Here is a 24,543-nt window from a genome sequence, read left to right as displayed (position 1 = left end):
AAATTGGGATTGCAAGGTGGCCAGATTTGAAAGTGCTGGCCCGTTTGCCAGGCGGCTCGAAAAATGTCTAGAGCTGGCACCCTGCTCGGGCTCGCAACTGATCCCGACGCCAGACCGACGGTCGAGAGATATCAGACCCGGGACCATATCTCGCCTATAGCTGCCCAGGGTGGGGCGATGAGCCGGAGAACCTCCGAACTGCGCACAAACGCCGCACCGTGCTCGGCGATAGCGGCTTTGGCAATTAAGAGTTCGTCCCGGCATCGGCGCAACGAAGGTTCCTATAGCGCATAGGGCAACACAAAAGACCCTCATCGAGCCAAAGAAGCGTTCCCCTAGCTAGAAGAAGAGGGGCGTTTTGTTGGGAGCGGTTTATTCGGCGGGCTGATCGTCTTCATCGAGCTCGCTGCCGCAACGACGACAGCGGGTGCCGCTGTTAGGTCCGCGGCCGTGTCCGGGGCAGCCGTCTGGCTCGTACTGAAAGTCGTCCTTGTTGCGTTCGCTCGCCTCAAGGACCATCTCGAGCATCCGCGGATCGGTGACGAGATAGCCGTCACTCGAACGTTCCCACAGGCCGGCAGCGACGAGCTCCGCGGCGGTCAGTGTGGTTTCGGCAGCTATGGCGTTGAGGTAATCGTCTGAGATGAAGCCAGGATTTCCGTCACGCACGCTGTTGATCATTCCGAAGCTGTGAAGCTGGAGCGCCGCACGTGAAAGGACATGGTCATCCTTGCCTTCGCTGCCTGTGCCTTCGAGCCGGAAAAATCGCGTGTGGTCGTCGTCTTCAAAGTCGCTTGCCACGCGATAAACCTCGTCAGAAGTCGACTGGCAGGTAGATCGAGAAGCCAGTCACAGAACCATCTCGCTCGTCCCGCTCTAGTAGGAGCGGGTGGTCGTCCTGAACGCCGCTCGCTTGCGCCTTTTTGACGAAGCGGGCGAGGTCGCCGAAAGTAGCTTCGCCGTCTCCGTCGGGTTCTCTAAATTCCAGATCCATTTACAGTCCGATTGCCATGCCGCCAGTATGGCATGAGGGACTGACATAACCGGTCATGAGTGTGCGCTCGAAGCATTCAATGGAAGCGCTGCCGGGCACCTAAACGCAGAAGGCCATGCCGGGAAGTCATCGCGGGGTGGCTCGCTGGAGAGGATGAGGTTGAGTGTCTGGCCAGCGGCGCGCGCAACGAAGCGACAATGGTCCGACGTGTTCTGCCGCTACTTGGGACTGCCCCGGAGTGCATACGCCTACACAGACGATGTCATCTTGACGCACCCGCATCATCAAGGGCCAAGTCACTCCTGGCCGGCGACTTAGTGCAAACCACTTCCATGGAGGCGGCGCTTTGGCGCAAAGATTGCGATTCCCGTGATTCCTAGCCCGTCTGATTCCAAGGTCGGGACTCTTTCTCGGCGCCGGCATGAGGTGTTTCGAGGCCTGTATCGATGAGCGCTCGAACGAGGTTGCCATTTGTACTGTTGCTCCTGCCCGTGACCCAGGGTCACGGATACGTGATTCAGCTAAAAGTTCGTTGACCTGGCGGCCAGGGTGGATCTCCGTCATGTATCACGGGCACGACGGTTAAAGCGGGTGCGAGGGCTTCCGCCTGCTCCCTTAGCAGCACTTCCAATCCCTCAAGGTTTCTTTTCGAAGTCCGCCTCTTGCTCGGATTGGAAACATGCTGGGGTGAAAAGGAGACTACGAGATAGACGCCGTGCGTCAGACCGCCACCAACAAGGTAGTCGTCGGCGAGCTGTGATTTGAGGCAGGATTGGACGCCTGGATGCCAAATTCCTTTCACCTCCACCACGGTCACGTACTGTTCGCCCGTCGCCGGGTTACGGATCTCGATTCGAATGTCTTGGCGGGACCCGACGCCGGGTCCGATCCGGTTCCTGACTTCGACTTCGCGGTTGACGATGAGTCCCGAGTCGGCCAGCCGGATGCGAAGCGCGTGGCAGTACCAGTCTGAAATCGTGTTTTCGTCCTTGGGTACGAAGTAGTCGGGCGGTGCGATGTCCCAGAGGCTGAACGCCTGTGGTGTCTCGCCTCGCAGCCACTCCTGGAGGCAGCCGAGTTCCTCTATCACGGCGTGGAGTAACGTGTCGTTACTCCGGACGAGGCGCGCCCCTCGGCGCTCGAGTACCGCGCGAAGTTCCTGGATGGTGATGGGTTGCCAGCCGTTGATCCGGTAGCTCTCTTGTGCCGCGGCTACGGCCCATTCCAGGCGAAGATCGGGCCTGCGCGTGGCAAGCGCCGTTACAGCTTCAAGCCCTTGCCTGGTTCCACCGCGGATGACGCTTGAAAGCAGGCCGTCGCGCCACCTCGCTAGGTCTTCCCGGGCGCTCACGAGATGCACTCCGTCATTGCGAGGATCGTCAGCGGGCGGGAAGAGAATGCAGAGCCGTTCGAAGAGGCTAATGCGTAGACGGTCATCTACGGCGGCACCTCTAACACTTCCGCGAGGTTCCAGGGTCACCAGTTTCGGTAGTACCTCAAGTGCAAGAGCCTCGCGGCTCTCAGCGAGCTCCATCAGAGCACGGAACCCAGCATCGGGTGCGTGGACCAATAGTGCGGCGAGTGAGGCCGCAATCCTAAACGGATCGCTTGAGGAATGGTACGTCGCGACGGTCCAGCCTTTTGCAGCTTGCGGGTCTGTGTCGAAGTACAGATCCAGCAAGGCACCGAAATACTGGTGATTAGCTGCAGTCAGTGTGGTGGGTAGGTGCGCAGTCACGGCGGCGCTGCCGACGACCACCAGGTCGGCGATCGAAGAGCTCAGCGGTCTGTCATCGGAGAGACGGTCAAGAAATCCGATGACTGCCTGGTCGAGTCCGTCGGCATCGGCGCTATGGATTCGGCGGAGCAAACTCCTGCGAACTTCGCTGGCGTCTTCGTCTTCGTCCTGAACATAGGGAGCGGGATATTCCAATACGGCTCGGGAGAGTGAGACCCAGGGAATGTCAACAGCCTCGGTGAGGGTCCTAGGGCGATACTTCTCTAGGGTGTAGAGCGCTTGATATGCAGCGGTGAGCCTCTGGTCCATGACGTTGGGTTGCGAATTCACGGGGATCGCTTCATCCGCATGAAGTAAGTATTCCAACGCTAGATGGAGGACCTCTTCAACGGTGCCTTCGTCGAGCAGCTTGATGCAGCCCAAGTGCAGGATGTCCGGCGATGACGAATTTCTGTAATATCCAGCCTCCACGTCTACGTCGAGCCATCTCGCGAGTCTCCAGAATTCTGTCGGGCTATCTCGGGCGGCCAAGATCAGGCCATCAATTGCTGCAGTGTACTGGGCCGAGGTCATTCCCTGGTTCTTCGGTTCAACATGGGTCTCTCGAGCGGCTTCCCACGATTTGCGCAGACCTCGAGCTCCTTCAGACTCAATCTCCATGCCATCGAAATGATGCCCGATCGTTGCCCAGAGACGTGTCGAGCGATACTTCGACATGAGCTGGATCTGGTCAGGGTCATCGATGCCGAGCATCATGTTGATCAGGTCCGCCCAGACTTCAGACTCGAGCGTTTGAGCGCTGAGCGCCTGCTCGGCTAACCACGGTAAGTCTTCATTGGAAAACAAGCGTTGGCCTACTGAGTCTGTCATTGTCATGAGCTCGTACCACGCGAGCGGATCCTTCGAGTGGAAACGAACGAACTCGACGATTAGTCGACGCCGCTTGTCGGGGTTCACTCCGCTCCGGGCAAATGACAGCTTGATTCCGCCGGGTTCCGCGATTTCGCTCAGAACTAGGACGAGCTCCCCGAAGGTGTCGTCATCAGTTTCCGATGACGACATCCAGACCTCGCAGGCTTTGGTGATTGTGCTGTGCAAGGAGTCGCCAGCAGCATCACTGGGCGTGGGAAACTCGCCGGCAGCGCTTGTGAGTCCGGCAACCGTCCAACGAATGATGTTGGCCGCATCCGCCGCAGAGATGCGCCGCTGAAAGGTGAAGAGAAAACTCTGATAGGCGCCATAGAAAGTCGCCCGCGGACGGACAAGAAGGTTTAGCACGCCCGGCGTGTCGATGTGCAGCGGCCATAGGGCATCGAGAAGGGTCCCCCTCAGCTCAGCGTTGACATCTTGATCGAACCAATCGTCCTCCTGAGGAGACAGACCAGAAAGTTGAGCCCCAAGGCCCCGGTCGCGCATTATCTCGATGGCAAGCTTCCTGGCTCGGACCCCCATCGTCACGTCGTTGGCTAGGTCCCGAAGGTCATCCTCGAGCCCTTCGACATACGAGTCCTTCAGGATGCGGAGGGCTAAGACAGTATTCGCCTCGTTGGTTCCGAACTGTCCGCTCAATTGCGCGGCCAGCTCCGAATGGCCCAGCCCTTCGAATTTATCGTGCCAGGCCAGAACCCGATCAATCTCTGTGGCCCTCGAGAACAGGAGAGCGACCAGGGCAGAGGCGAGCTCGGGACGATCCAACGCAAGCCGATTCTTGGTCAAATTGAACGGGTCCGCGGAAACAAGCCAGCTGAAATCGGCAGGGGCCAGAGCAACCAGCCACGTTGCGATGTCAAGCATCTGCGGAGGGATCGACGAAAGGCCGTTGGACGTTGTCAGAAAGCTGCTGAGCTGAGCCTCCTCAAGATTCCAACGGATGAGGCAACAGGCCGCCAGATAGTCGCGAAGACTCCGGTGAGCAAACTGCCGCTCATTGACGCCACTGTCGGCGAATAACGGAGTCTTCAGCAGCGTCTGAAAATCCGTATGACTGAGCTCAATCGGAGACCCCGACATCAATTCTTGTCCTACCAGGTACTCCGTCTGCATCCCTGACAACGCTTGTCCGGGCCGGAAGACCCCTATCCCGGGCGAGTTGGTGAGCGCAGTAAATGCAGCCAATCGCTCGGCGCCGACCCGTTCCCTCAGAGGAGGCAGCTCCATGTGGGGAATCGGCTGGTACTGTGCGCTGTCGCTGCGGGCCAGAATCAGAGAAATTGCGCGGTCGTAAGTCTTACCGCGCGAAGTCGAAAACCGCCGATCAGCAGTATATATCTGCAAGAGCAGATTCAGCGTGAACGGAACAGCCGCCAATGAATCCAGGGAACATTGGCGAACCTCCTCCAGGAACACCACGGGGTCAAAGGCCGCCGCTTCGGCGATTGCAGTGACGTCGGACCTGCGCAACGGGAGCAGGACGTGTACTGCTCCGTCTTCCAATTCGTCGAAGAGTTCGTCCAAGGCGCTAACGGACTCGGCAGTCCTGCACATCGCGACAACCCTCCAGCGAGACGCTTTCAACATCAAGAGTCGACGCCTTAGAAACCGGACGAATTCCGAGATGATTACGGGTGTCTCGTCGATGCTGTCCATAAGAAGCAATCGATCCGGCTGTCCGTCCTGCACTGAATCGAGCTCGTCGAAGGCCCTTTCCAGGCTGCTCTCCGAATAGCATTCCCGAAGATCTAAGCGCCTGATCTCCAGTGTTGGGAACGAACTCCCGAGCGCCTCTCCCAGCTGCATCAAAGCAGTCGATTTTCCTGCACCAGGCTCACCAAGAATCAGCGTCGCCCGCCGTTCGCGGACATCGTCGAGAGGAATAACGCCTGCAGGGGCATATTCGTCAGTTTCGGGAGCATATCCGTCGCCAACAGGCAATCCTCTAGGGGCCACGAAACGCCTCACATGCAACATTGGCCAAGCCTAGCGGAACCCGTGGAACCTGAGAGCGGCTCCTAGCCGCCCCATGCCTCAAATCCCCATAGCGCGAAGAGGTCGTTGGCGGTTCGGGCGACTTCAGCGCCGTGGCTAGGCCTGGTTGTGGGAGTGGCCGCCCGTGACATTGACCTGCAGGGCAGCGCCGTTCTGGTCGAGCAACACTTGATTCGACGGTAGGTCCCGTGAGTGGGATCCCAAGCTGATTGTCGGAACTCCTTGAAGTGCGGTCGGTGGGGGAGTCTGCAGGGGCGAGATTTGGGGTGTGTACAACATACACACTTCGGGCTTCGGATTGGGCCGTACATCGGCTGGACTGCCCCGTACTCGGCATGTTTTCTAGACTTCCCTGTGTTTCCGGGGCTCAGAAGCCGGTTCGAGTCCCACCTCGGGCACAATGTTGTCGCAGGTCAGGAGCTATTTGGCCCCTGACTGTTGACAAAGCTTGATTTTACTCCGTGCTTGGGTGTGATGGAACCCAACATCAATCGCATCGGTTGACGGGACGTAGCCCCTTGACGGATATGGAGGGCGGGAGGCTGCGATCTTCGCTGGTACCATCCCATGGGCTAGCAGAAAACCGTCGCCGCACGGCTGATCCCGTCTTTCTGGTCTGAAGGTGTCTGGACGGCGGCAACGTGTGCAGACACTGTCAGTAGTTCGGCCGACTCGGCTCTGCTTGCTCCTCCGCGCATTGCCATGCGGCCAGGAAATCGCAGTACCTGATGTTCACGATGCTTCCACATCACCGGCGCCTACGCCGCCCTGCACATATTGGAGGTTTTGGCGGTGGGACGAATGACGACTCGTGAACTTACTGGGGGAGTGCCCAGTCCAAAATGACGCCTGTTGAGTCGTTTGAGTACCGTGCAGTCGTCATTGGTGTGGTGTTTGATCCCTCGATGATCACCCAGGCCCGGTAGCAGTCTCCGGCCTTAACTTGCTGTTCCGGCGGCCAGAACCCCGGAACCGCTCCCGGATGCTGCCATGTTGAGCTTGCCGGGGTGTAGGTACGGTTCGCGGCATCGCGAAGCGACCAGAAACGTTGATAGACGGTAGCGGGGGAGCTCGAAGTCTGGGCCGGGACGCAGACCTGAATGTCGATGGCCTCTTGGTTCACGTCTTGTGGCTCAACGCCTTTTCGATGTTCAAACACCGTAACGCTGCCGCCGCTTGGAAGTTGGGCCGCGGTTCCTAACGGCAACGGCCCCGACCGTGTCGGCGTCGGTGTAGGTGATGGACTTGGAGTGGCAGTGACCGTCACCGTGTGAGTAACGGTGACGACGGGCTGTGCCGTCGCACTTCCACCTGCGCAGCCTGCTAGAAGGGTAGGCAGGGAGAGCCAGAGGGCTAGGGTGCGCTTACGCATGTGGTTCCCGATCTCGAAAATACTGTTTGTATCCCTTGTTGTACCACTCCAACTGTTGTCTCCAGGCAGTGACACATTCGTTCTTGCGTCGAATCTCGAATCACTCCTGTTCAGGGCGGCGTTCCGGTCCAGGAGCCAGCTGGGGGTTCCTGCCGCGCCCGGGCTTTCCTACAGATGACACCGACAATACGGCCTCAGTGTCGCTGCCGCTGCCGGAGACCGGAAGTTCTAAACGCTGAATTGCGGCCAGTGGGCCAGCCGATGTCCAAAATTTCCATTGGCTGAAATTAGAGTGGAGGCATGACCGAATCGCGCTCCACCTTCCCGTCCAAGGCCGTTGAGATCTACTTGAACTCCCCTCACATCACTGGAGAAAAGAGGCGCAGGCTTTCGGCCGCCACTACACACGATGAGCAGTGCGAGGCCCTCGATTACGTCGTCGAGTCGATGCAGGGTGATAAGGACTTGATCCTCGCGTTCAGCGACACCGAACGCCAGGCGATTGCACTTGGCGCGATCGCCGCCAAGCAGTACCTCGCGCGCCTGTAACAACATGAGAAGGCCTATCCGGGATCCTGCGCGAACCGGAACCACAGGGGCGGCACCTTTCGTGCACTAACGGCGGAACTACTGTGCTACCGCGGCGATGATCAGTGTGGGTATCGTCGCGAGCTCAGCCGGGTTAAATGGACCACGGCCGTTGCTTACCCTCGACCTGCGACCCCCAAATTCCTCCTACGGACACAAGGCTTGTCAGGCTTCGGGCAACTTCGCTGAATCTTCAAGCAGCACTTCGGTGACGGGACCGCCGGCATGACCCGGGTCAAGGACGAGGGCCGGACGGTACCGGGGGGCGCCGCCCTCGTCCTCCCACTCATAGACCACGGTTCGGAGCGTGTTCAAATGACGTCCGATCAGTAAGGCCATGGTGTACGGGCCGTGGAATGCCAGATGGACCTCGGCGCGCCCACTGTCGGCCGCCAGTTGTTTGATGTGGTGCGCGATCGATGCACTGAGGCGTCCGGCTTCACGGGCGTCAACCTTGGTAGTAGTTGAGGTTACTTTTGCGGCTTTGGTGAATTCGTTTGGGGACGTGCTGATGAGCAGCTCGAAGGCCGTGCTGTCTGCTGCGGGCGTGAGACTGACGAAGATTGCGATTCTGTTCGGGGTACTGGCCTTTTGGTGGGCTGAGAAGTCGATTTCTTCCACGTTGATGAGGTTGTCGTGCGGGTCATCTTCGCATGGGTCAGAGGCCCATGCTTCGTTGCGTGTGTCTATTGCTTCGACCGTTCCGAATTTGGTTTCCGGCAGTGCTGCTCCCAGTGCAAGAGCGATTGAAAGGTGTGCCCCGCCTAGGATCTGCACACGGGGCGCCCGGGATGCGTAGATGGCGTCGCTGATGAGGGGGAGTGTTTTCTGAAGGAGATGGAGTCCTTCGGGTGAGGGGAGCCGTCCGTTCTCCGCGGCGTTGACCCGGATATGCAGGTCCTCATCGTCCGCGTCGATGGCGAATGGTGTCGGCCGGCTCTGGATCCGAATCGTGAAGGCTCGATTTTCTGTCCGGAGCGTGGGCTTGCGTTGCTCGATGCGGTGCATGAGCAAGTCACGTACTATCTCCAGTTCACCCGTGATGTCGAGCATGTTGCTCTGCTTCTTTTCTGCCAGTGTGCGCTGAGGCGTACGGCGCAGGAGCCGGTCAGGGGCATCGTAATCACACTTGTAGGGGCTCCTGCGTCTGGCGACTGTGTTCGCGATGCTAAGACTGAACTCAGGGTTTTCGTCGAGTTGTAACAGACGCGGGAGTTCACGTTCCCTGACGATCTCGCTGTAAACAATGTCGGGGGTCACTACGAGCACCGCCCCTGAGAGGCCTTGGGTCAGGGCCTGTTCGAGTCGGTCCGTTGTCGTGCCGGCTCGCAGATCGCGGTAGTCACGCCAGACCACTAGGCCGGCAGCCCTGAGAAGGTGTTCCAGCTGTTCGGCTTGCCCGGTCCCGTCTGTTTGGCGGTATGAGATGAAGACAGGCCCGTCGCCTCGTACAGCAGTTGCCGGCAGAAGGCCAAGGGGCTGGAACCTGGGCTTCGGCAGCATCACTGGGACAGCTTCGGTACTGATACGGCCAAACCGTTGGCGTCGGGCGACGACTCCGTGGAACGGTGCGGTGTGCGAAGTGGCGCGGACGATCAAGGCGATCGGTCCGTCGGTGGTCTTGGCAATTGCACGAAGTGCGCTGATGTCGGTGGGGCTCGGGCCTGCCGGGGCGGGGTGGCTGTGCCATTCGCCGACGTATCCGGTGGGGTCATCGATGGCCCGATCCGCTAGGAAGTCCTTGAGCAGCTTGTTGGCGTAGACGTCGTCGCGGACGTACTGGTTTGTCGTTGCTTGGTCGCTGTCGATTGTCAGTGCATTTGTGACCACGATGGTGTTGGATTCGTGGTAGCCGAGCAGGATACCGCCGGTTTCGGTTGGCAGGCTTTTCGCTGTTTCGGTAGCGATTGCCTCATGCGACGCATGTCGTAGTTCGATGCGATCAGGTGACCGGGTCATTGGTGATGCCTTTCAGGAACAGAGGTGAGGTCTCGTGATTCTCCTGCTGGATGGAGGATGCGTTCGGTGAGTAGCCCAATGCTGTGTCGTACGGCGGCGGCTGCTGCTTCGATAACGGCGTGCGGTGGAGTTGGGGAGATCGGGCTTCCGCATCCGGCCTCGAACAGCTCGGGGGCGTGGACGCCGGTATCCGGTGACGGCGCCCTGGGCGGCAAGGGGGAGGCGTTTTCCGAGGGGGGTAGGATGTCGACGCGATAGGCTGTCCCGTCATCATGTAGTGAGACTGAGAGAATCCGTGTGCCTAGGGACTGGGCCATGACGTGGAGCAGCGCTGTCGTGGTGAAGTCGGCTGTGGCGTTCACGACTAGGTCGTGATTGCTGATGAGTTGGGCCGCCATCGTGCCGGAGGTGAGGTGCTGGGTAAGCACCTCGAAATCCTCATGCTTTAGTTCGTTCCTGGCGACGAGGTGACGTTTTACGGCTTCGCTTTTCGGCAATCCGATTGCGTCGGGTCCCACTAGATGCCGGACGATGTTGCCGGGAAGGATTAGGTCTCCGTCCACTAGTGTCATCCGGCCGATTCCTGCGCGAGCCAACATGTCAGCGACGAAGGATCCGAGCGCGCCCAGCCCGATAATAGCCACGCTGCTGTTCCCAAGCTCTGCCTTTTGGACGCCCGCGCGGGCAGTTCTGGCCGCGGCCGTATCGGCCGCGGATGTTAGTCGCCTTGCGGCGATGTCGCCGCCGACTGTTGGCCAAACTTCCAGCACGATGACGCCGTCGTGAGTGCCGCGGTGGTACTTCAGCAGTACCACGGAGACGTCGTGGCACCGGATTCTGGCATCAAGCTTATTCTCCGGCTGGATCCGGGCGCTGATGTCTGCCCAAGTGCGTGGTGGGACGTCGAATTCACCCACGTCGGCGACGTACCCGGAACGGTCGTTGCCGGCTTTCCTTAGCTTCTTCGGGATTGTCCCGCGGCTTGCCCGCATGTTGTTGTTCTTGGCTGGGCGGAATCGAATGAAGCCGTCAAGGAACGACCCGGGTTCCTCATAGAGGTAGACCCGGGTGTCCTGTGAACGTTGAAAGTACCGATCCAGGTCCAGATCGGGGCGATCATCCGGCCAACCAGCTGCTGCTTGCGCTAGCCATTCCGAGACATGCTCAAGGAATGCCGGGGCTTCACTCCACCACAGCCCGTCATGATCGTCCTCGGCGATCAAGCAGAGTGCGCCGTCCAACTCGCGGTGCCAAGACCACGGCACAGCGTCCTCCGCAACCGGGGCTACTTTCGGAGGCGTAAAGGGAAAGCGCTCCGGCAGGGAGATGAGGACCTTGGTCGGGTTCTCGGGGTCCCCTGTCAGCCCTGTCCAGCCGTTCTCTGTTTCGGTAAATCCTGCTCGGATGAGGCCTTCCTCGAAGTGCTGGCGAGCGTGGGCTACGGAGTCGTTGTAGGCGTCGAGGTTCACCCAAATGTCCTCGTTCCGGCGGGGACGGTGCGGGCCCCGGCCGAAATTGCGGATGCACGTTTGGTACCGTCTTCGTTGAAGCCAGGTGGCATTTCGAACACGGTTTCGTCGTCACCGTTTTTGCCGAGCAGTTTCCGGAATGCCAGGGCAGCGTTACCCTCGTCCTCTTCGTTGAGAGCTTCGCGGGCTGAGGCGGCAGCGTCGGCAAACCGGAGCCTCGCGGTCTCAAGTTCGTCCTCGGTTGCACGGATACTGATGCTTTGTCCCAAGACAGTCGGGTCGGTCACCCCGATTCCGTAGACGACGAAGTTGTTGATGATTTTGGCGACCTCTTCAAGAGCTGACACGTAGTATTCTGCGTCGTCATTTCCCGAGACAAGGCCGGATTTGAACGCCTGGTGGGTTGCCATTTCGATGAAAAAACCTCCAGGCTTCGCACCGCTGCGAAGGAGAGCGCGTCGGGTCTGCCGCAGGAGTTTGACGGTAGGGACGTAGTAGCCACCGTGGGCAGCGTTCATTTCACTGGACAGCGCGGTCAGTGCTTCAGGGTTTGTTTGAACCCATTTGTTCTCATCACCCTTTTGCGGAATTTCCCATGTCTGTCCGCCCAAGTGTGGACGGGCTGGCACAGCGTCCACGTAAAGATCGTATTCGGGAAACGAAACCTGCAGGCTTCGGTCTTGGCGCTTCGTGCGGCGGTGCCCCTCGTCGTCGGAGCCAAACTCCTTATGGAGCACGGTGAAGAATCGGTCGAGGATATCTTTCGAGGTCACGTCGCTCGGAAGGTCAGGGAGACGGACGAACACATCGACGTCTTTGACGCGCTTGATGGAGACGCTGCGTTTGTATGAGCCGATCAGCACGGGGCTAACCCCATACTCCAACAGCTTGGAATCAGCCTCGAGGGCTTGGCGAACAAGCTGGTGTGCCTCCGGGGCGTTCACCTTGTCGTCGCCGGGTTCGACCGAGCGCAGGGCATCTTTGAATTGCTGTTTCAGATGAGCCAAAGGGCTCCTCCGATCTTGGTAGGAAATTGTTGGACCTGTCGAGTCTGCCGTGTACCACCGACATTTTCGCGGGTTACGGAAGCGTATACGACCTGACTATCACGTCTATTGCAAGTTATTCTCAGTTTCAGCCTAAGATCCCGTCAAGAACCGGCCGACCGACGTAACTGTTTATGCTCGTAGATCTCGAGCAGCCCCGATCGCTTCGGCCGTGCCAGTGGGGCTGCCTGATTTTCGCGAGCGTTTCTCAAACGAGGCATGCGCCTGTTTCACCAGCACTATGGGCGAGTCTCGCGGACGTATTGACTTCCAACTGAGGGAGCGGCACCATTCGACCTATGGGCGACGATAGGGTAACGGGGGTCGGGCCTGCAGGGGCGGAGGAGTGGGTATGTCCGCGGCCAAGGTGCGGGGAGAACAGGTTCAGCACCTTGCCACCCACGTGTCCAAAGCACAGCGTTCTCATGGTGAAGAAGTCGAACTAGAGTTCCTCTTCCCTGGTTGTCCGGTTTATCTACTGCTCGCGCTTGGCCTCCGCGTTCATTGCTAGAAGAGTGGAGCCGTATCCTCTGGCCGACGCAATAGCAGCTCGGTAGCTAAGCCACGCCAAACTCGCCAGCAGAGTGAACCCTACTGCCGGCGGTGTCCAAGCATAGTCCGTGCGAGACTCCATCAGGAGAGGAATGGATGCGACCGCAAGAACGGCGAAAACCAGCACCAACAGCGAATACATGTCGAGCCGGTCCCGGAATTGGTCATGCTGCGCCATTAGGCGCGGTGGCATGGACTTGTAGTTTTCCATCACGAAGCGCTCGAGCGCCGATCCTTTGAGGTTCAGTCCCTCTTCTGAGGCTCGAAGCACGTTACCCAGGGTTGTCGGAAGCACCCGGTTTCGTGCAGAAGGATAGTCCTCTGCACGCTGATGCGCGCGGTAGAACAGCGCGGCAAGTGCCGGGTCTGCCTTCTCTCGCCAATCGATTTCACTGGCTTCGGCGATGACGCCGTCGTCCTGTTGGCGCCATTTCTCCCTGGGAATCTCGTACACGTCGGCTTCCCAAACATCAACGTAGTCACGTTCTTCTTCGCGGAGCAGCCTTGCTCGGGCCGACTCGAACAACTTCTGTTGGAGAACCGACGCTCGTTGGGTGATTCGTGCGGCTCGCTTGACGTGGTGCTTGACTCTGGCCTTAGTGAAAGAGTCAAGCAGCCTGCTCGGCCTCCAGTAGCCCTCCAGCGCGCGGATGATCCCGAACGAGAAGGCTTGCGTCACCATCGTCGCCAAGACAAGCCCGAATGCCAAGATGACAAGCACGCCCCATGGCTTGGACGCAATATCGTCGACGGCCTTAGGGACGTCTAGGTTGTTGTTCTCGTGCAGTTGCACTAGAAGTGTGCCTATACCGATGAGCATAGCCGCGGGTAGCCAAGCACTAACGGCCAACTGCTCCAGGATCCTCGTGGTGAACCCGGAGACCCCTTCCGGGCCCTTTGGCGATCGGCTGTCCTTGGCCACGGGGGTCTCGTCCACCATGGGCCTATTTTCTACTCCAGTCCGGGCACGGCCGTGCCGCCACGCCGACGAGAGTCGGGTACTAACCGAGGCGGCGATTCTTAGTCACTGCAGGTTCAAGGAACGGGATGAGGAAATTGCGATTCTTCAGCGATGGCTAAGCGGTCTCCTGCCACCTTGTTCGTGCGGTCAATTGCAACGAGGAACGAGGTCTGAGCTACTGCACGGGGCAGACCACCCATATCCTGATTCAATGGATGGAGGAGTTGAGCGTGCTTCTGACGAATTGTCGGACAGAGGAGCGCCTTTCGGCGATGAGGCCGATGGCAGAACCAGGCGCGACTTTCGGAAGCTGGTCACCGAACGCGCCCGCGATGTCGTAGACGCGTATCTCGAGACTCGCGATCGCGTTGACTGGGGCCGGAGCATTAAGAGTATGACGGAACACACCGCTCATGAGTACGGCGGCCGTTTTCTCCTAGAGCTCCTTCAGAATGCCTATGACGCTCACCCTCGTGGTTCCCAGGAAGGCCGGATCCACATTCGGCTGGACGAGTCATCGGGTGACCATGGCGTGTTGTACATGGCCAACGGCGGCCGAGGGTTTACGGAAAGTAACTTCCGGGCGATCTGCAATCTGGGACTCAGTGACAAGCCGGTGGGGGAAGGAATCGGCAATAAGGGCGTCGGGTTCAAAAGCGTCCTTCAAATATGTGAAGCCCCGGAGATCTACAGCAGCGATCCGGCCGATATTACGCAGGCGGGATTCTCATTTAGATTTGCCCGTCCTGAGGACATCCCCGGGCTGGTTCACGCTAACGTAGAGAAGTCGGACCAGATCCTCGCGGACGTTTCCTTGTACACGATTCCTGTTCCCTTGGAGGTCACGGACACATACGTCACGGAACTGCGTGCCGAAGGGTACGCTACGGTCCTCCGTCTGCCTATGCGTAACGGGATCTCGCTCGAGGAAACGCGCAAGCGACTCCAAGAACTAGCAGGCGAGGACGCACCCGTGCTGTTGTTTCTACCGAGAATCGACAGGCTCATCATCGACCATGTGTGCGACGAGGACTTGAGCCGTCGGGAACTCCGCAGAGAGGCGACCCCACTGAGCTGTGACGGGGCCGAAGCGCAGCGAGTCCGACTTACCGAAGGGGGAGAATTCTTCATTTTTTCCCGCGACGTCGACCCCGGTGAATTGCACAACTCCATCAGCAACGCCGTTGAGGCGGAATTGCTGGACCCGCGCTGGCTCGAATGGAACGCTCCAGCGAGTATTTCCGTTGCTGTTCCTGCCTCTCACGAAATTTCGGAATTCCGCAGCTACACGTCCTTACCCATGGGGGAGAAAGCACCCGCACCATTTGCGGGCCATTTGAACGCGCCCTTCTTCACTAACCTAGCGCGACTTGACGTCGACACATCCCACCCCTTGAACTCAATGCTTCTGGGCGCGTGCGCTGAATTGGCGCTGACGGCGGCCCAAACTCTCGCCTCTGGTGTCGAGACTGGCTGGGAGAGCGCAGTTGTGGATCTGATCAGCTGGAAGGCCGATGCGGTCAATCATCTTGCGGCGGTCCGGGATCTCGACGGAGTAAAAGTCGGCGACAGGAGGCTGCTTCCCACCGGACAGTCTTCGGCCCCGTTGACGTCGATGGCGGACGGATGGCGGTGGCCGCTTCGCGGGGCCGATATCTTATCGGCCGATCTCGGGCATAGAACCACAGGAATGTCACCGGTATGGGATGGGTTGGGTGATGCCCGCTTGGCCCGGCTAGGCGAGACTATGTTGGCTCTAGGGTTTGAACTTGATCCAAAGGCTGAAACTTTAGCGGCGTGGGCCGAGAAGATGGCGGCGCAATGCCTTCAAGAAGAGCTGTCGCTGAGCGGATGGGACCAGCTGTACAACGACATTGCTTGTATGTTCGAAAGAAGTCCGCAAGTACTTATCGGCCGACGGATTCTGCTCTCGGATGAACGTGAGCTAATGCCATGCGCCGGGCGGCGGGCCCTAAAGGAGCCCCGGCGCCAGGCCACTCCCTTTTTTCCGCCAGTCCGGCAGCGTATCGAAGACGAGGACATAGTCGAGACGGACGCTGACTTGCGTTTGCCCTCGGACGTGAAGAAGAGGATCTTCTATCTTCACCCGGGCCTGACCTGGCACGACGAGAACCGGGAACAAACCCGGGCTCGGGCGTTTTTCCAAGACCACCACCTGGTTCGCAGATTCGACGCCCGGAGCCTGCTGGAGCACCTCAGGTCAATTCTGACGAGCAGTCACAACAAACGGCTTCATTCTGAGTCTCTGCGATTTGTCTTCAACCTCAGCCGTCCCAGGGCCCCCAGAGGCGTGAATCTCATTGATCTCGGCCTGCGGCTTCCGAACGGGAGCGGGGAGTGGATTCCGGCGGAAACAGCACTGTTCTCCCGTGACTGGCCCGGCACACATGGCGAGGACCTTTCCCTTCTCACGGCGGCGCCTCCCGATGTTGCGCCGGACCTAGCTGCCCTCGGCCGTCGCATGCTTGCGCCCCCTTCCCAGCTTCTTCGCCCGAACGACGCAGTGGAGCAGTGGGTGGAGTTCCTAAGCGACTTGGGAGTGCGCAATGGGCTTCCTGTGCTGGGCGCCCCGGATAAGCGGAAGGTGTATGGGCGGAACATTGGTCGCGGCGAGCTCGAAAAAGCAGCTGGCCTGCCGGCGGACGTCGTACCATCCTGGGGTTCGATCTTGCCTCCTGACTGTCAGGCAAGATATCCGGATACCGAGTACGTGGCGACGACGCCCGTTTGCTGGCTGACGGGCCAGACCTTCTTCGATAAACTGCCACGCCGCCATCGTGAAGCTTATGCTCGCCTTGTCATTGACGGGCTATCACAGTGGCCGGACGAGTATTTCAGAACGTATTGGGAGCGAGACCGTACTGGTAATAAGGATCAGCAGCCGATCCCGACACCTCTCACTGCCTTCCTGAGAGTGACCGAGTGGATCCCCATCCACGATCCCGGCCACCGCACAAACCGATTCTCCAGAGCCGCGGATGCCTGGTACTTCCCCCTTCGCGACACTGATGCGCCGCGGTTCAGCCCTCTAATATCGGCTGCTCTTCGAGAAACAATGGACGGCAACTCGGTCGTCGTGCGCCGCCTTAAATATATCGGTGTTGGTATCTGGACCGATCCCCAGCACGCCTATCGACTCATTGCCTTCCTCGGCGAACAGTTCGCCGCCGACCGGCCCGATAGCTCCCATCTGTCCCAATTCCTCCAAACATACGTTGCCGCATGGACACAGGCCGCTAGCCTTTCCAGACCCTCCCTGGACGGGCTCCGCCACCTTGTAGTGGAAAAGGACGGCCACCTGCAGGCTGTTGCGGTCGAAGACCTGCCGGAGCACCCACCGCTCGCTGTCGCCGACAAATCGGACGATCCTTTCGCGACCAGGCTCATTCGCGAATTCGGCCAACCCCTTTTGAAGCTTGCTGACAGCGCTTCCAAAGTCGCTCCCGTGCTTGCCCAACGGTTTGATTACCGGATAACCCGACTAGCTGACATGAAACTCTCCCCGGTACTCGATGGCCAGATCTTCAGTCCCACAGGCGGAGCTCCCGCGCTCCTCGATGAAGTTCCGTGGCTGCGAGCGACATTGGCTGTCGTGCTCGAGCACCGATGGCCAAACCCTACGCCCTTGTCTGAGAGAGTATTCCAGTTGGCCATCGATCGCCTCTCCCACGTTCGCGTGGTTCACACCAATGCCATCGGCGTTCGGGTTGGAGACCAGGACCGTGCACTGCCGAAAAAAATGCGCGGAATCCTGCCCATTCCCGACCCTCATCATCCGACACTCGCAATCCAGGGAGGAAAGGCCGAATCAGATTGGGGGCTTCTTGAAGCGATCCCAGAGGCGCTCCTTCAACTGGTGGGCCACCGATCTTTGGCAACCGAGTTCTCCCTGGTCATCCATAAACTCCGCTCCATGCACGTGGACTTCCAAGCAGGTCCGGCGACGGCCACTCTCGCCGAGGCCTGCGACCTCGACGCACATGCGGTCGAGCAGACGCTGCACCGAATCGACTCAGCACTGCTTCCGCTATTGGAACGGCTCTTCCCGATTGTGCACTTGTGGGCAGGATCGGAAGCGGCCCAGCCGCTGCTGCCCCAGGAGGATGGCATCAGGAACGAAGAAGACCTACTCGCTGAACTAAACAAAATAAGTGACAGTCTGCCCGTATCCGCGGCTGACCTCATCATTGTCGCTCGGAGCGTAAGCAGTCTTGACGAGCTGCGGAAGAAGCTCGAAATTCCGCTGTCCGACCTCAACCCTGTGCTGAGCCATCTCCACCCGCAATACCAACCCATCGACTATTCGCAACAGCATTCCGAGGAATTCGATTGGTACGTGCGGTCGAAATGGAACGAAATCACCGACCGCATTAGGTGGGCGCTACTGCCCACATTTCGCGCCAATCACCCCATCAACCGATGGATAGAAATCCGAGAGCCCAAATCACTCACACCCGACATGGCCTGGAATCAAACGCTAGATCAACTGTCGGAGAACCAGCTTAACCAACGGATCGAGAACCAGCTCAAAGCCCTCCTCGGAGACACCGTGCCGACACAAGGCCCAGCCCTCCCGGCGATGGCCTCCGTGCACCAAGCAAACGTTCGCCTGGGAGAAAGCGAATATCCAACGTTGGCCCGCAACGTTCACGCTTGGTGCGCGAAGAATGGCGCCATGCCGCCTACTGCATGGGGGGATGTGACGGACAGCCGGCCAGCCCTCCAACGGTTGGATGATGTAGGAGCCCTTGATTTCGAGCCACTCGACGCTAGCCAGATGTTGAAATGGTTGAAGGCTGCCGACCTATGGCCTACCGGGATGCCGCTCTCGACGGACCCCAAAGAGGTCGGGTTGAGTGCCCAGGACCTTGAACGCGCGGATTCGGACGAACACAAAGCGCGGCAGGAACGGCAAAGAGCACGTCAGACCGTCACCGTCAACGGCGAACCAGTTAATGTGGGCGATGGTTACAGAGACCTCCGGGAAAGGATCGAGGCCTCACTTAACGATGATCCAAAAATCATCAATACCCCGATCCGCTTCGCCAAGCTCGAGGAACTTGACAGCCCTTCAGCACGAGGGGGCAATGAGGGCCGCACAAAGGGCCCGACCGCTTCGGCGCGCCCACGCCCGTCCCAAAGCCAGCTCGAGGCCATCGGGTTTGCAGGTGAACTGGTGGCCTACCGCTGGCTCGCTAGCCGCTACAAAGACCGGTTCACCGACGATTGCTGGGTCTCCAAAAATCGAGCCTTCTTCATGACCGGCTCCGCTGGTGACGACGGATGCGGATACGACTTCCTCATCCCTGCCCGGGGAGGTGCCCTCATGTACGAAGTCAAAGCCACCTCCGGCGGTGCCGGCGAATTCCAACTCGGCGAGAGTGAAGTCCGGCAAGCCCAGATGAATGCACGAAATGATCGCTGGCGGCTACTCATTATCACTCACGTGCTCGCAACTGAGCGGCAGCTCCTGGTACTGCACAACCCCTTTAGCCCAAATAGCAGAGGTCAATACGTCTTCGCAGGGGAAGGGCTGCGAATCCGCTACAACCCCTCTCAGTAGCACCGGGGGTCGGCTAGCGTCGCAGCAGTCCGTCTTCCTCTGACACGAAGGAGGGCCAGCCACGGTTGGGGTCGTCTCAGAGTACGTGATGGACGTCCACAGGGGAGGTTAAGGAGCCTATCAGCGCGGGTGCGTGCCCCGAACGCGGAGTCTTGCTTCCCGCCAGCGCTACAAGAGTCCGGTACTCGACATCCCTGGGGGTGCTTTAAGGGCTTCCGTAGCTGTCGCCATACATGCGAGCTTAGGTGTGATGTCCAGAATTTCTGGACATCACACGCGTCGGATTTCGGCCGATCTCAACGGCAGCCAGGGAAGGGGAAGCGATTGCGTGTGTGGGGGCAATTTCACCACCTTCTGTAGTAACCGTCCGACCCGCTGTCTAGGGTGGCTTCGGCTTCCGCGAGTCAGTCGCTCTCTTCAAGCCCCACCCCTTCCCGGCGTCTGCGGGAAGTTCCAGAGACACGAGGTGGGCCTGCCCGGGCCAGCCTCAAGGGAGGAAACGGCCGAAAGGCAGCAGCATTCTGATCGCGGGCTTTTGGGTAGACTTGTACCCGGGTAGGATACAACCATGTCCACCCTGTTGACGGATGTGCTCATCCAGAAGGTGAAAGTTGCTGGCGACGCGGCCAATAGGGCGCGTCGGGAGATGGTTGCGGCTTCGGATAGCCGCGCGGAAGCTGTCTTTTCTTTGTGGGTCGAGGGCATGACGGTTCGGGGGATCGCCAAGGCGACGGCTGTCAGTCCTTCGGTGAGTCAGCGCCTGTTGGAGAAGGCCCGGGCCGGCCGGCCGGCGTTTGAACGGCGGGAGGAACGGGTGTCCTATGAGTTGCACCGGGCCGTTGCCGAGAAGTTGCGTGTCGATCCTCAGGCTGTTCTGAGCAAGGCGACGGTGAACCTCGCCCGTCTTGCGGCAAGGTCCCGGGGCTCCTTTGCCGAGGGGTGGGTGAGGGATTGGTCGACGTTGCTCGCTGGCCCGGTCGAGAACCTTATTGAGGTGATGCTCCGCCCGGACGAGCGGTCGATCGACCTGCGCCAGATGACGCCATTCGCCGGAGTGTTGACGGGTGAGGAGAGGCTTTTGGCCATTCACAAGGCGACACGGCATGGATCGTAGCCAGTTGGAGCACGCCATTCGGGCTGCGACGGAAATCATCCGGCATGACACCGTCGTGATTATCGGCAGCCAGGCGATCCTGGGGTCGTTCACGGAGGACGAGTTGCCGCTCGAGGCGACGATGTCCGAGGAAGTCGACGTCGCTCCGATGGAGGACGATGATGCCCAGTCGTTGGCGACGGAGCTGGACGCGGCGATCGGTGAGATGTCGTTCTTCCATGAAACGCACGGGTTTTATGTCCAGGGCGTCGGCATGGACACTGCGGTGCTGCCCGAGGGCTGGACGGACAGGCTTGTGAGGGTCAATAACGCGAACACCAGGGGCCGGACCGGACTTTGCCTTGAACCGCACGATCTGTGTGCGGCCAAGCTCGTCGCCGGCCGGGCCAAGGACCGCGTCTTCGTGAATGCCCTCCTTGAGCATGGGCTGGTCGACGCGGACACGATTGCCGTGCGGCTTGAAACCGTACGTGGTGACGACATTCGCCGGGACCGGGCCCTGGCATGGGTCCGCAGTTCCGCCGGCCGCTGACAATCAGGCAACCACGCCCTCCTCATCCCCGAGGGCGGCCTGCGACGGAGCCCCCCGCCGTTTCAGCTCCAACCCGTTCGCTCGGTTCCACGGCCCACGGTGACGTTGTCGTGCAGACTGCAAGGTCATGGGCGCTCCTGCACTTTGGGTCTATGAGATGTACGAAGGAGGATCGCCGTGGCCAGAATCAAGCCGACACATCTGTCGCGGACGGATGCATCGAGGACGAGTTGGCCTGATCCCGTTGCAACCGACGATATAGCGACTGCCGCTTCTCCTAAAACGAGGGCGGCAGTCGCTCTGTGTTCTTCAAATTCTGTCAGTAAGGGGTGTTGACAATGTCAACAGATTTGGCTCCGTACTGGGCCGTACATCGGCCGGACTGGCTCGGATTGGCTATGTTTTTGGGATTTCCCTGTGTTTGCAAGGTTCGGAATGCGGTTCGAGTCCCACCTCGGGCACAGCATTCCCCCTCGTCAGAGGGGTTTTTGCTTTAACATGTGTACAAAGCTTGTGGTCAGGTCCCTCTGACGCTAGGTTGGCGGGCTTTGGCCTGGCCGCCGCGGTGGCCTATTCAGATGTGTGGGTTGCGGGTTCAGGGTCCTGGCTGGTGGACCCTCCGCCTGCTCTGGGGTGGGGTTATGCGGTTCCTCGTTCCGGTTCGCTCTGGTTGGTCGTGGATGGCCAACACCCGTTCATGGTTCATGGTCCGGAGTACGACATGATGAAACCGAATTTGGCTCGGAAGTTTCTTGGAGAGCTGTTCCTGGTTGTAAGGGCGTGCTCTGGCTGTCCGCTTGTCCTGCCAAAGGGGGTGTGGACAGTGTCCACGCTTAAGTCTGATTTTATGGAAGCGCCAGTGGCGGTCCGCTCCTGAGTATTGGACGTATGTGGCCTCAGTGCACGGCCGGGCTGGTTGCGGCCTGCGCCCCGACCGCGGCGGCTTTCATCGCCTCTGACTAGATGGCCTTCCGGTGCGCTCATGGTCGTCCGTCGGGCGGGTCTGGACCTCCCGTGGGATTGCTCCGTGCTTGGTTTCGAGAATCACGAACTCTGCGAGGTCCTGGGCATGACAACGATGGACCACGACGTGGCTGGTCAAGGCCAGGACGTGCTGGATCGGCCGGCCAACGCCAAACGTTTCCGCCGCAAACGTAGGCGCGAGCTGGCCCGAGTAGTTCGACGACACCGTCAAAGCCGCGGACCTGGCCCTGGACGGAGAAACTCTCTCGCTCGAATCGACGGCGCGCTCGGCGACGTGATTGAGCTGGACCCGCCAACGTCGAACCCTTCGCGGAACGAGACTAGCGGCAGTATGGGTGGCCCAGATTATGGTCCTGCGGACTCGGGGAGGGGAAATTGTCGTTCATTCTCTGATTGGGAGTGAAACGGGTTCTTGATACGGCAAAGCCGGGCGCCTGGGTTTGGCAGGCGCCGGCTTTGCCGGGCTTGGTGGGCGCGGATAAGGTGTTGAGGACGTCCCGGACTGCGGTTGCCAGTTCGATGGAATTTGCCTGGTCGGAGTGGATACAGATGGTGTCCGCCCTGACGGTGACGGTTTCACCCGTCACCGAAGCTATCGTTCCCTCCTCCAGGTATCTGTGGGTGCGTTGAACGGCTTGTGTAATCCCGGTTTCATGGCTTGAGCGGTTGACGATGACGGTGCCGTCGGAGTTGTAGTCAAGGTCGACGTAGAGTTCGCCGATGAAGGGGATTCCTCGGCGTGCCGCGATTGTTTCGTGGCAGGTTCCCGGGAGTCCGTAGACCGACACGTTGAATTGCTCAGCGACGTCGCAGAGGGCGTCCATGAGTTCCTCGCTTCTGGAGAGCATGGCGAACAGCGCTCCGTGCGGCTTGATGTGGTTCAGGGGTACGCCTGCGGAGTCAAGGAATCCCCACAATGCACCGACCTGGTACCGGACGAGGTCCCGGACTTCGTCATTCCGCAGGGCCATTTCTCGCCGGCCGAAGCCGACGGGGTCCGGGAGGCCGGGGTGGGCGCCGATTCGGACACCGGCTGCGGCGGCCGCGGTGACGATGCGGTTCATGGTGCCGGGGTCTCCGGCGTGCATGCCGCAGGCGACGTTGATGGAGTCGACGAGGGGCAGGAGGGCTTCGTCGTTTCCGAAGGAGTGGATTCCGTAGGACTCGCCCATGTCCGAGTTGAGTGTCAGCTGCGGGATCGAGGTCTTGCCTTTCACGCTGTTACCTGGGACAGGCTGGGTGCCTTGCGTGCGGCGGTGGCCTTCTCGACACCGTGTGCCAGTCCGAGCAGTTGCGGTTCGGAGTAGGGCAGCGCCATGATTTCCAGTCCGACGGGCAGTCCGCCGCTGGTGAATCCGGCGGGAACGGTGATGGCGGGGAACAATAGCTGGGATGCGATGACGGTGTTGGTCGGGTATGTCAGGCAGGTCCAGCGGTCGGCGAAGATGTCTGCGTGGCTCGGGGCTGCGACTTTGACATCGGGGAAGCAGATGGCGTCAAGCTTTTGTTCGGCCATGATTCCCGCCACCAGTCGCTGGAAGTCGCCTTGGCGGGCAACCCGGTCCGGGTAGGTGGGGTCGTCCTTTGCCGTTGCCGGGCCGGTGGCAATCCCGACGAACAGGTCCAGCTTCTCGTGGAATTTGCCCTCGGCGTGCAGCTGTTCGACCGAGCCGATGCCGAGTTCGGGCCGTTTGGCGATGAAGGCATTCATGTCCTGCCGGGACCGTGAGAAGTACACCGAGGTGTCGGCGACGTAGTCGTTCAGGTTCGGTACCTCCACATCGACCAGCTGGGCGCCAGCCGCTTCCACATTGGCCAGTGCCTGGCGGATGACGTCGTTGACTTCTGCCGATTCGGCGTCGGATTCCGGGCCGAAGGCCTGGCGGAGGACACCGATGCGTTTGCCGGCGAGCCCGTCCTTGGCCACGGCTTCGGCATAGGTGCCGGAGTGCCGGGCAATGGCATTCGCCACGGTGTAGGGGTCTTTCGGGTCGAAGCCGACCAGCGCGTCCAGAACGACGGCGGCATCCGTGACGGTTCGGGTGATGGGTCCGGCCGTGTCCTGCGGCACAACGAGGGAGGACATCCCGGCGCGGCTGATCAGGCCCGGCGTTACGCGTAGTCCGACGACGTTGCAGAAGGAGGACGGCAGTCGGATAGACCCGCCGGTGTCTTCGCCGATGCCCACAAGGGCGAGGTTGGCGGCGACGGCGGCTGCGGAGCCGCTGCTGGACCCACCCGGGTCGCGGGCCAGGTCGTAGGGATTGCGGGTGATTCCGCTGCGCGAGGAAGTGGAGAACCAGGAAGTGGCGAAGTCCGGCATGGTGGTCTTGGCCAGGATGATCGCACCGGCTGCGCGCAGCTGGGCGATCGCGGTCGCGTCCTGGGCGGCTGTGTAGGCGCCGGTTGCGGCGCTGCCGAAGCTTGTGGGAATTCCGGCGGTTTCGATCTGGTCTTTTACCACCACCGGAACCCCGTGCAACGGGCCGGAAAGCGTGCCGTTCGCGGCGAGGTACGCGTCCTGCGCATCGGCCTCCTCGAGTGCGGTGTCCGAGACGGTGACGATGGAGTTCAGTGCCGGTCCCTCGGTGTCGAGGGTGCGGATGCGTTCCAGGTAGGCCTCGACGAGTTCCCGCACGGTGAAGGTTCCTGCGAGGAGCGCATCATGGACCTGGGCGATGGTCAGTTCTTCGACGGTTGTGATGGTCATGGTGATTCCTTGGTT

13 protein-coding genes are annotated in these 24,543 nt (G+C 60.0%); 4 read left to right on the top strand and 9 right to left on the bottom strand.

The genetic code is table 11. The annotated features are described in order from the left end of the window. Positions 1-372: 372 nt before the first annotated feature. The 3 genes from ACSBOX_RS11790 to ACSBOX_RS11780 all read right to left on the bottom strand — a co-directional run bounded on the left by ACSBOX_RS11790 (position 373) and on the right by ACSBOX_RS11780 (position 5,639). Positions 373-801 (bottom strand): hypothetical protein, encoded by a 429-nt coding sequence (locus ACSBOX_RS11790; RefSeq protein WP_442542625.1) that lies wholly within the window; start codon positions 799-801, stop codon positions 373-375. A 13-nt stretch (positions 802-814) separates the two neighbouring features. Beyond that, positions 815-994 carry a hypothetical protein gene (locus tag ACSBOX_RS11785; RefSeq protein WP_442542624.1) on the bottom strand — a complete coding sequence of 60 codons (180 nt, stop codon included), beginning with the start codon at positions 992-994 and terminating at the stop codon, positions 815-817. A 517-nt stretch (positions 995-1,511) separates the two neighbouring features. Then, positions 1,512-5,639, bottom strand: a complete 4,128-nt coding sequence (locus ACSBOX_RS11780) for an NACHT domain-containing protein (RefSeq protein WP_442542623.1) — start codon at positions 5,637-5,639, stop codon at positions 1,512-1,514. Positions 5,640-7,329: 1,690 nt separating this feature from the next. Here ACSBOX_RS11780 and ACSBOX_RS11775 point away from each other — a divergent pair. Further along, positions 7,330-7,578, top strand: coding sequence for a hypothetical protein (locus tag ACSBOX_RS11775; RefSeq protein ID WP_442542622.1), 249 nt, complete (start codon positions 7,330-7,332; stop codon positions 7,576-7,578). 204 nt (positions 7,579-7,782) lie between these two features. Here ACSBOX_RS11775 and ACSBOX_RS11770 read toward each other — a convergent pair whose 3' ends face one another. From ACSBOX_RS11770 to ACSBOX_RS11755, 4 genes are all read right to left on the bottom strand, one after another. Beyond that, positions 7,783-9,576: an SAVED domain-containing protein gene (locus ACSBOX_RS11770; protein ID WP_442542621.1), complete on the bottom strand. Its 1,794-nt coding sequence runs from the start codon at positions 9,574-9,576 to the stop codon at positions 7,783-7,785. After that, positions 9,573-11,045, bottom strand: coding sequence for a ThiF family adenylyltransferase (locus ACSBOX_RS11765; RefSeq protein ID WP_442542620.1), 1,473 nt, complete (start codon positions 11,043-11,045; stop codon positions 9,573-9,575). The genes ACSBOX_RS11770 and ACSBOX_RS11765 overlap by 4 nt, the downstream gene beginning before the upstream one ends. Continuing rightward, a complete protein-coding gene (locus ACSBOX_RS11760) occupies positions 11,042-12,052 on the bottom strand; it encodes an SMODS domain-containing nucleotidyltransferase (RefSeq protein ID WP_442542619.1) in 1,011 nt (336 codons plus the stop codon). The genes ACSBOX_RS11765 and ACSBOX_RS11760 overlap by 4 nt, the downstream gene beginning before the upstream one ends. Positions 12,053-12,566: 514 nt before the next feature. Then, complete coding sequence (locus ACSBOX_RS11755; RefSeq protein WP_442542618.1) at positions 12,567-13,583, bottom strand: hypothetical protein; 1,017 nt, start codon at positions 13,581-13,583, stop codon at positions 12,567-12,569. A 415-nt stretch (positions 13,584-13,998) separates the two neighbouring features. On the opposite strand from ACSBOX_RS11755, the gene ACSBOX_RS11750 reads away from it, so the two are divergent. The 3 genes from ACSBOX_RS11750 (at position 13,999) to ACSBOX_RS11740 (ending at position 20,834) form a co-directional block, all read left to right on the top strand. Then, the gene (locus tag ACSBOX_RS11750) at positions 13,999-19,188 is read left to right on the top strand and encodes a sacsin N-terminal ATP-binding-like domain-containing protein (RefSeq protein WP_442542617.1); all 5,190 of its coding nucleotides are present in this window, start codon (positions 13,999-14,001) and stop codon (positions 19,186-19,188) included. Between the two features lie 568 nt (positions 19,189-19,756). Continuing rightward, a complete protein-coding gene (locus tag ACSBOX_RS11745; protein ID WP_442542616.1) occupies positions 19,757-20,302 on the top strand; it encodes a hypothetical protein in 546 nt (181 codons plus the stop codon). Next, a complete protein-coding gene (locus ACSBOX_RS11740) occupies positions 20,292-20,834 on the top strand; it encodes a DUF6036 family nucleotidyltransferase (protein WP_442542615.1) in 543 nt (180 codons plus the stop codon). The genes ACSBOX_RS11745 and ACSBOX_RS11740 overlap by 11 nt, the downstream gene beginning before the upstream one ends. Before the next feature lie 1,304 nt (positions 20,835-22,138). Here ACSBOX_RS11740 and ACSBOX_RS11735 read toward each other — a convergent pair. Both ACSBOX_RS11735 and ACSBOX_RS11730 read right to left on the bottom strand, forming a co-directional pair. Beyond that, a complete protein-coding gene (locus tag ACSBOX_RS11735) occupies positions 22,139-23,035 on the bottom strand; it encodes a 5-oxoprolinase subunit PxpA (RefSeq protein ID WP_442542614.1) in 897 nt (298 codons plus the stop codon). Continuing rightward, positions 23,032-24,528 (bottom strand): amidase, encoded by a 1,497-nt coding sequence (locus tag ACSBOX_RS11730; RefSeq protein ID WP_442542613.1) that lies wholly within the window; start codon positions 24,526-24,528, stop codon positions 23,032-23,034. Before ACSBOX_RS11730 ends, ACSBOX_RS11735 begins: the two co-directional genes overlap by 4 nt. Positions 24,529-24,543 lie beyond the last annotated feature (15 nt).

The organism is Arthrobacter sp. KN11-1C, assembly GCF_052180225.1.
GTDB lineage: Bacteria > Actinomycetota > Actinomycetes > Actinomycetales > Micrococcaceae > Arthrobacter.
The sequence above is the reverse complement of the archived record's forward strand: the minus strand, read 5'-3'. Positions and strand labels throughout refer to the sequence as shown.

Bases quoted from the DNA above. Each gene is read 5' to 3' on its own strand.
- ACSBOX_RS11745 (WP_442542616.1), top strand. From the start codon at position 19,757: ATGTCCACCCTGTTGACGGATGTGCTCATCCAGAAGGTGAAAGTTGCT.
- ACSBOX_RS11740 (WP_442542615.1), top strand. From the start codon at position 20,292: ATGGATCGTAGCCAGTTGGAGCACGCCATTCGGGCTGCGACGGAAATC.
- ACSBOX_RS11750 (WP_442542617.1), top strand. From the start codon at position 13,999: ATGACGGAACACACCGCTCATGAGTACGGCGGCCGTTTTCTCCTAGAG.
- ACSBOX_RS11775 (WP_442542622.1), top strand. From the start codon at position 7,330: ATGACCGAATCGCGCTCCACCTTCCCGTCCAAGGCCGTTGAGATCTAC.
- ACSBOX_RS11785 (WP_442542624.1), bottom strand. From the start codon at position 994: ATGGATCTGGAATTTAGAGAACCCGACGGAGACGGCGAAGCTACTTTC.
- ACSBOX_RS11755 (WP_442542618.1), bottom strand. From the start codon at position 13,583: ATGGTGGACGAGACCCCCGTGGCCAAGGACAGCCGATCGCCAAAGGGC.
- ACSBOX_RS11780 (WP_442542623.1), bottom strand. From the start codon at position 5,639: ATGTTGCATGTGAGGCGTTTCGTGGCCCCTAGAGGATTGCCTGTTGGC.
- ACSBOX_RS11770 (WP_442542621.1), bottom strand. From the start codon at position 9,576: ATGACCCGGTCACCTGATCGCATCGAACTACGACATGCGTCGCATGAG.
- ACSBOX_RS11730 (WP_442542613.1), bottom strand. From the start codon at position 24,528: ATGACCATCACAACCGTCGAAGAACTGACCATCGCCCAGGTCCATGAT.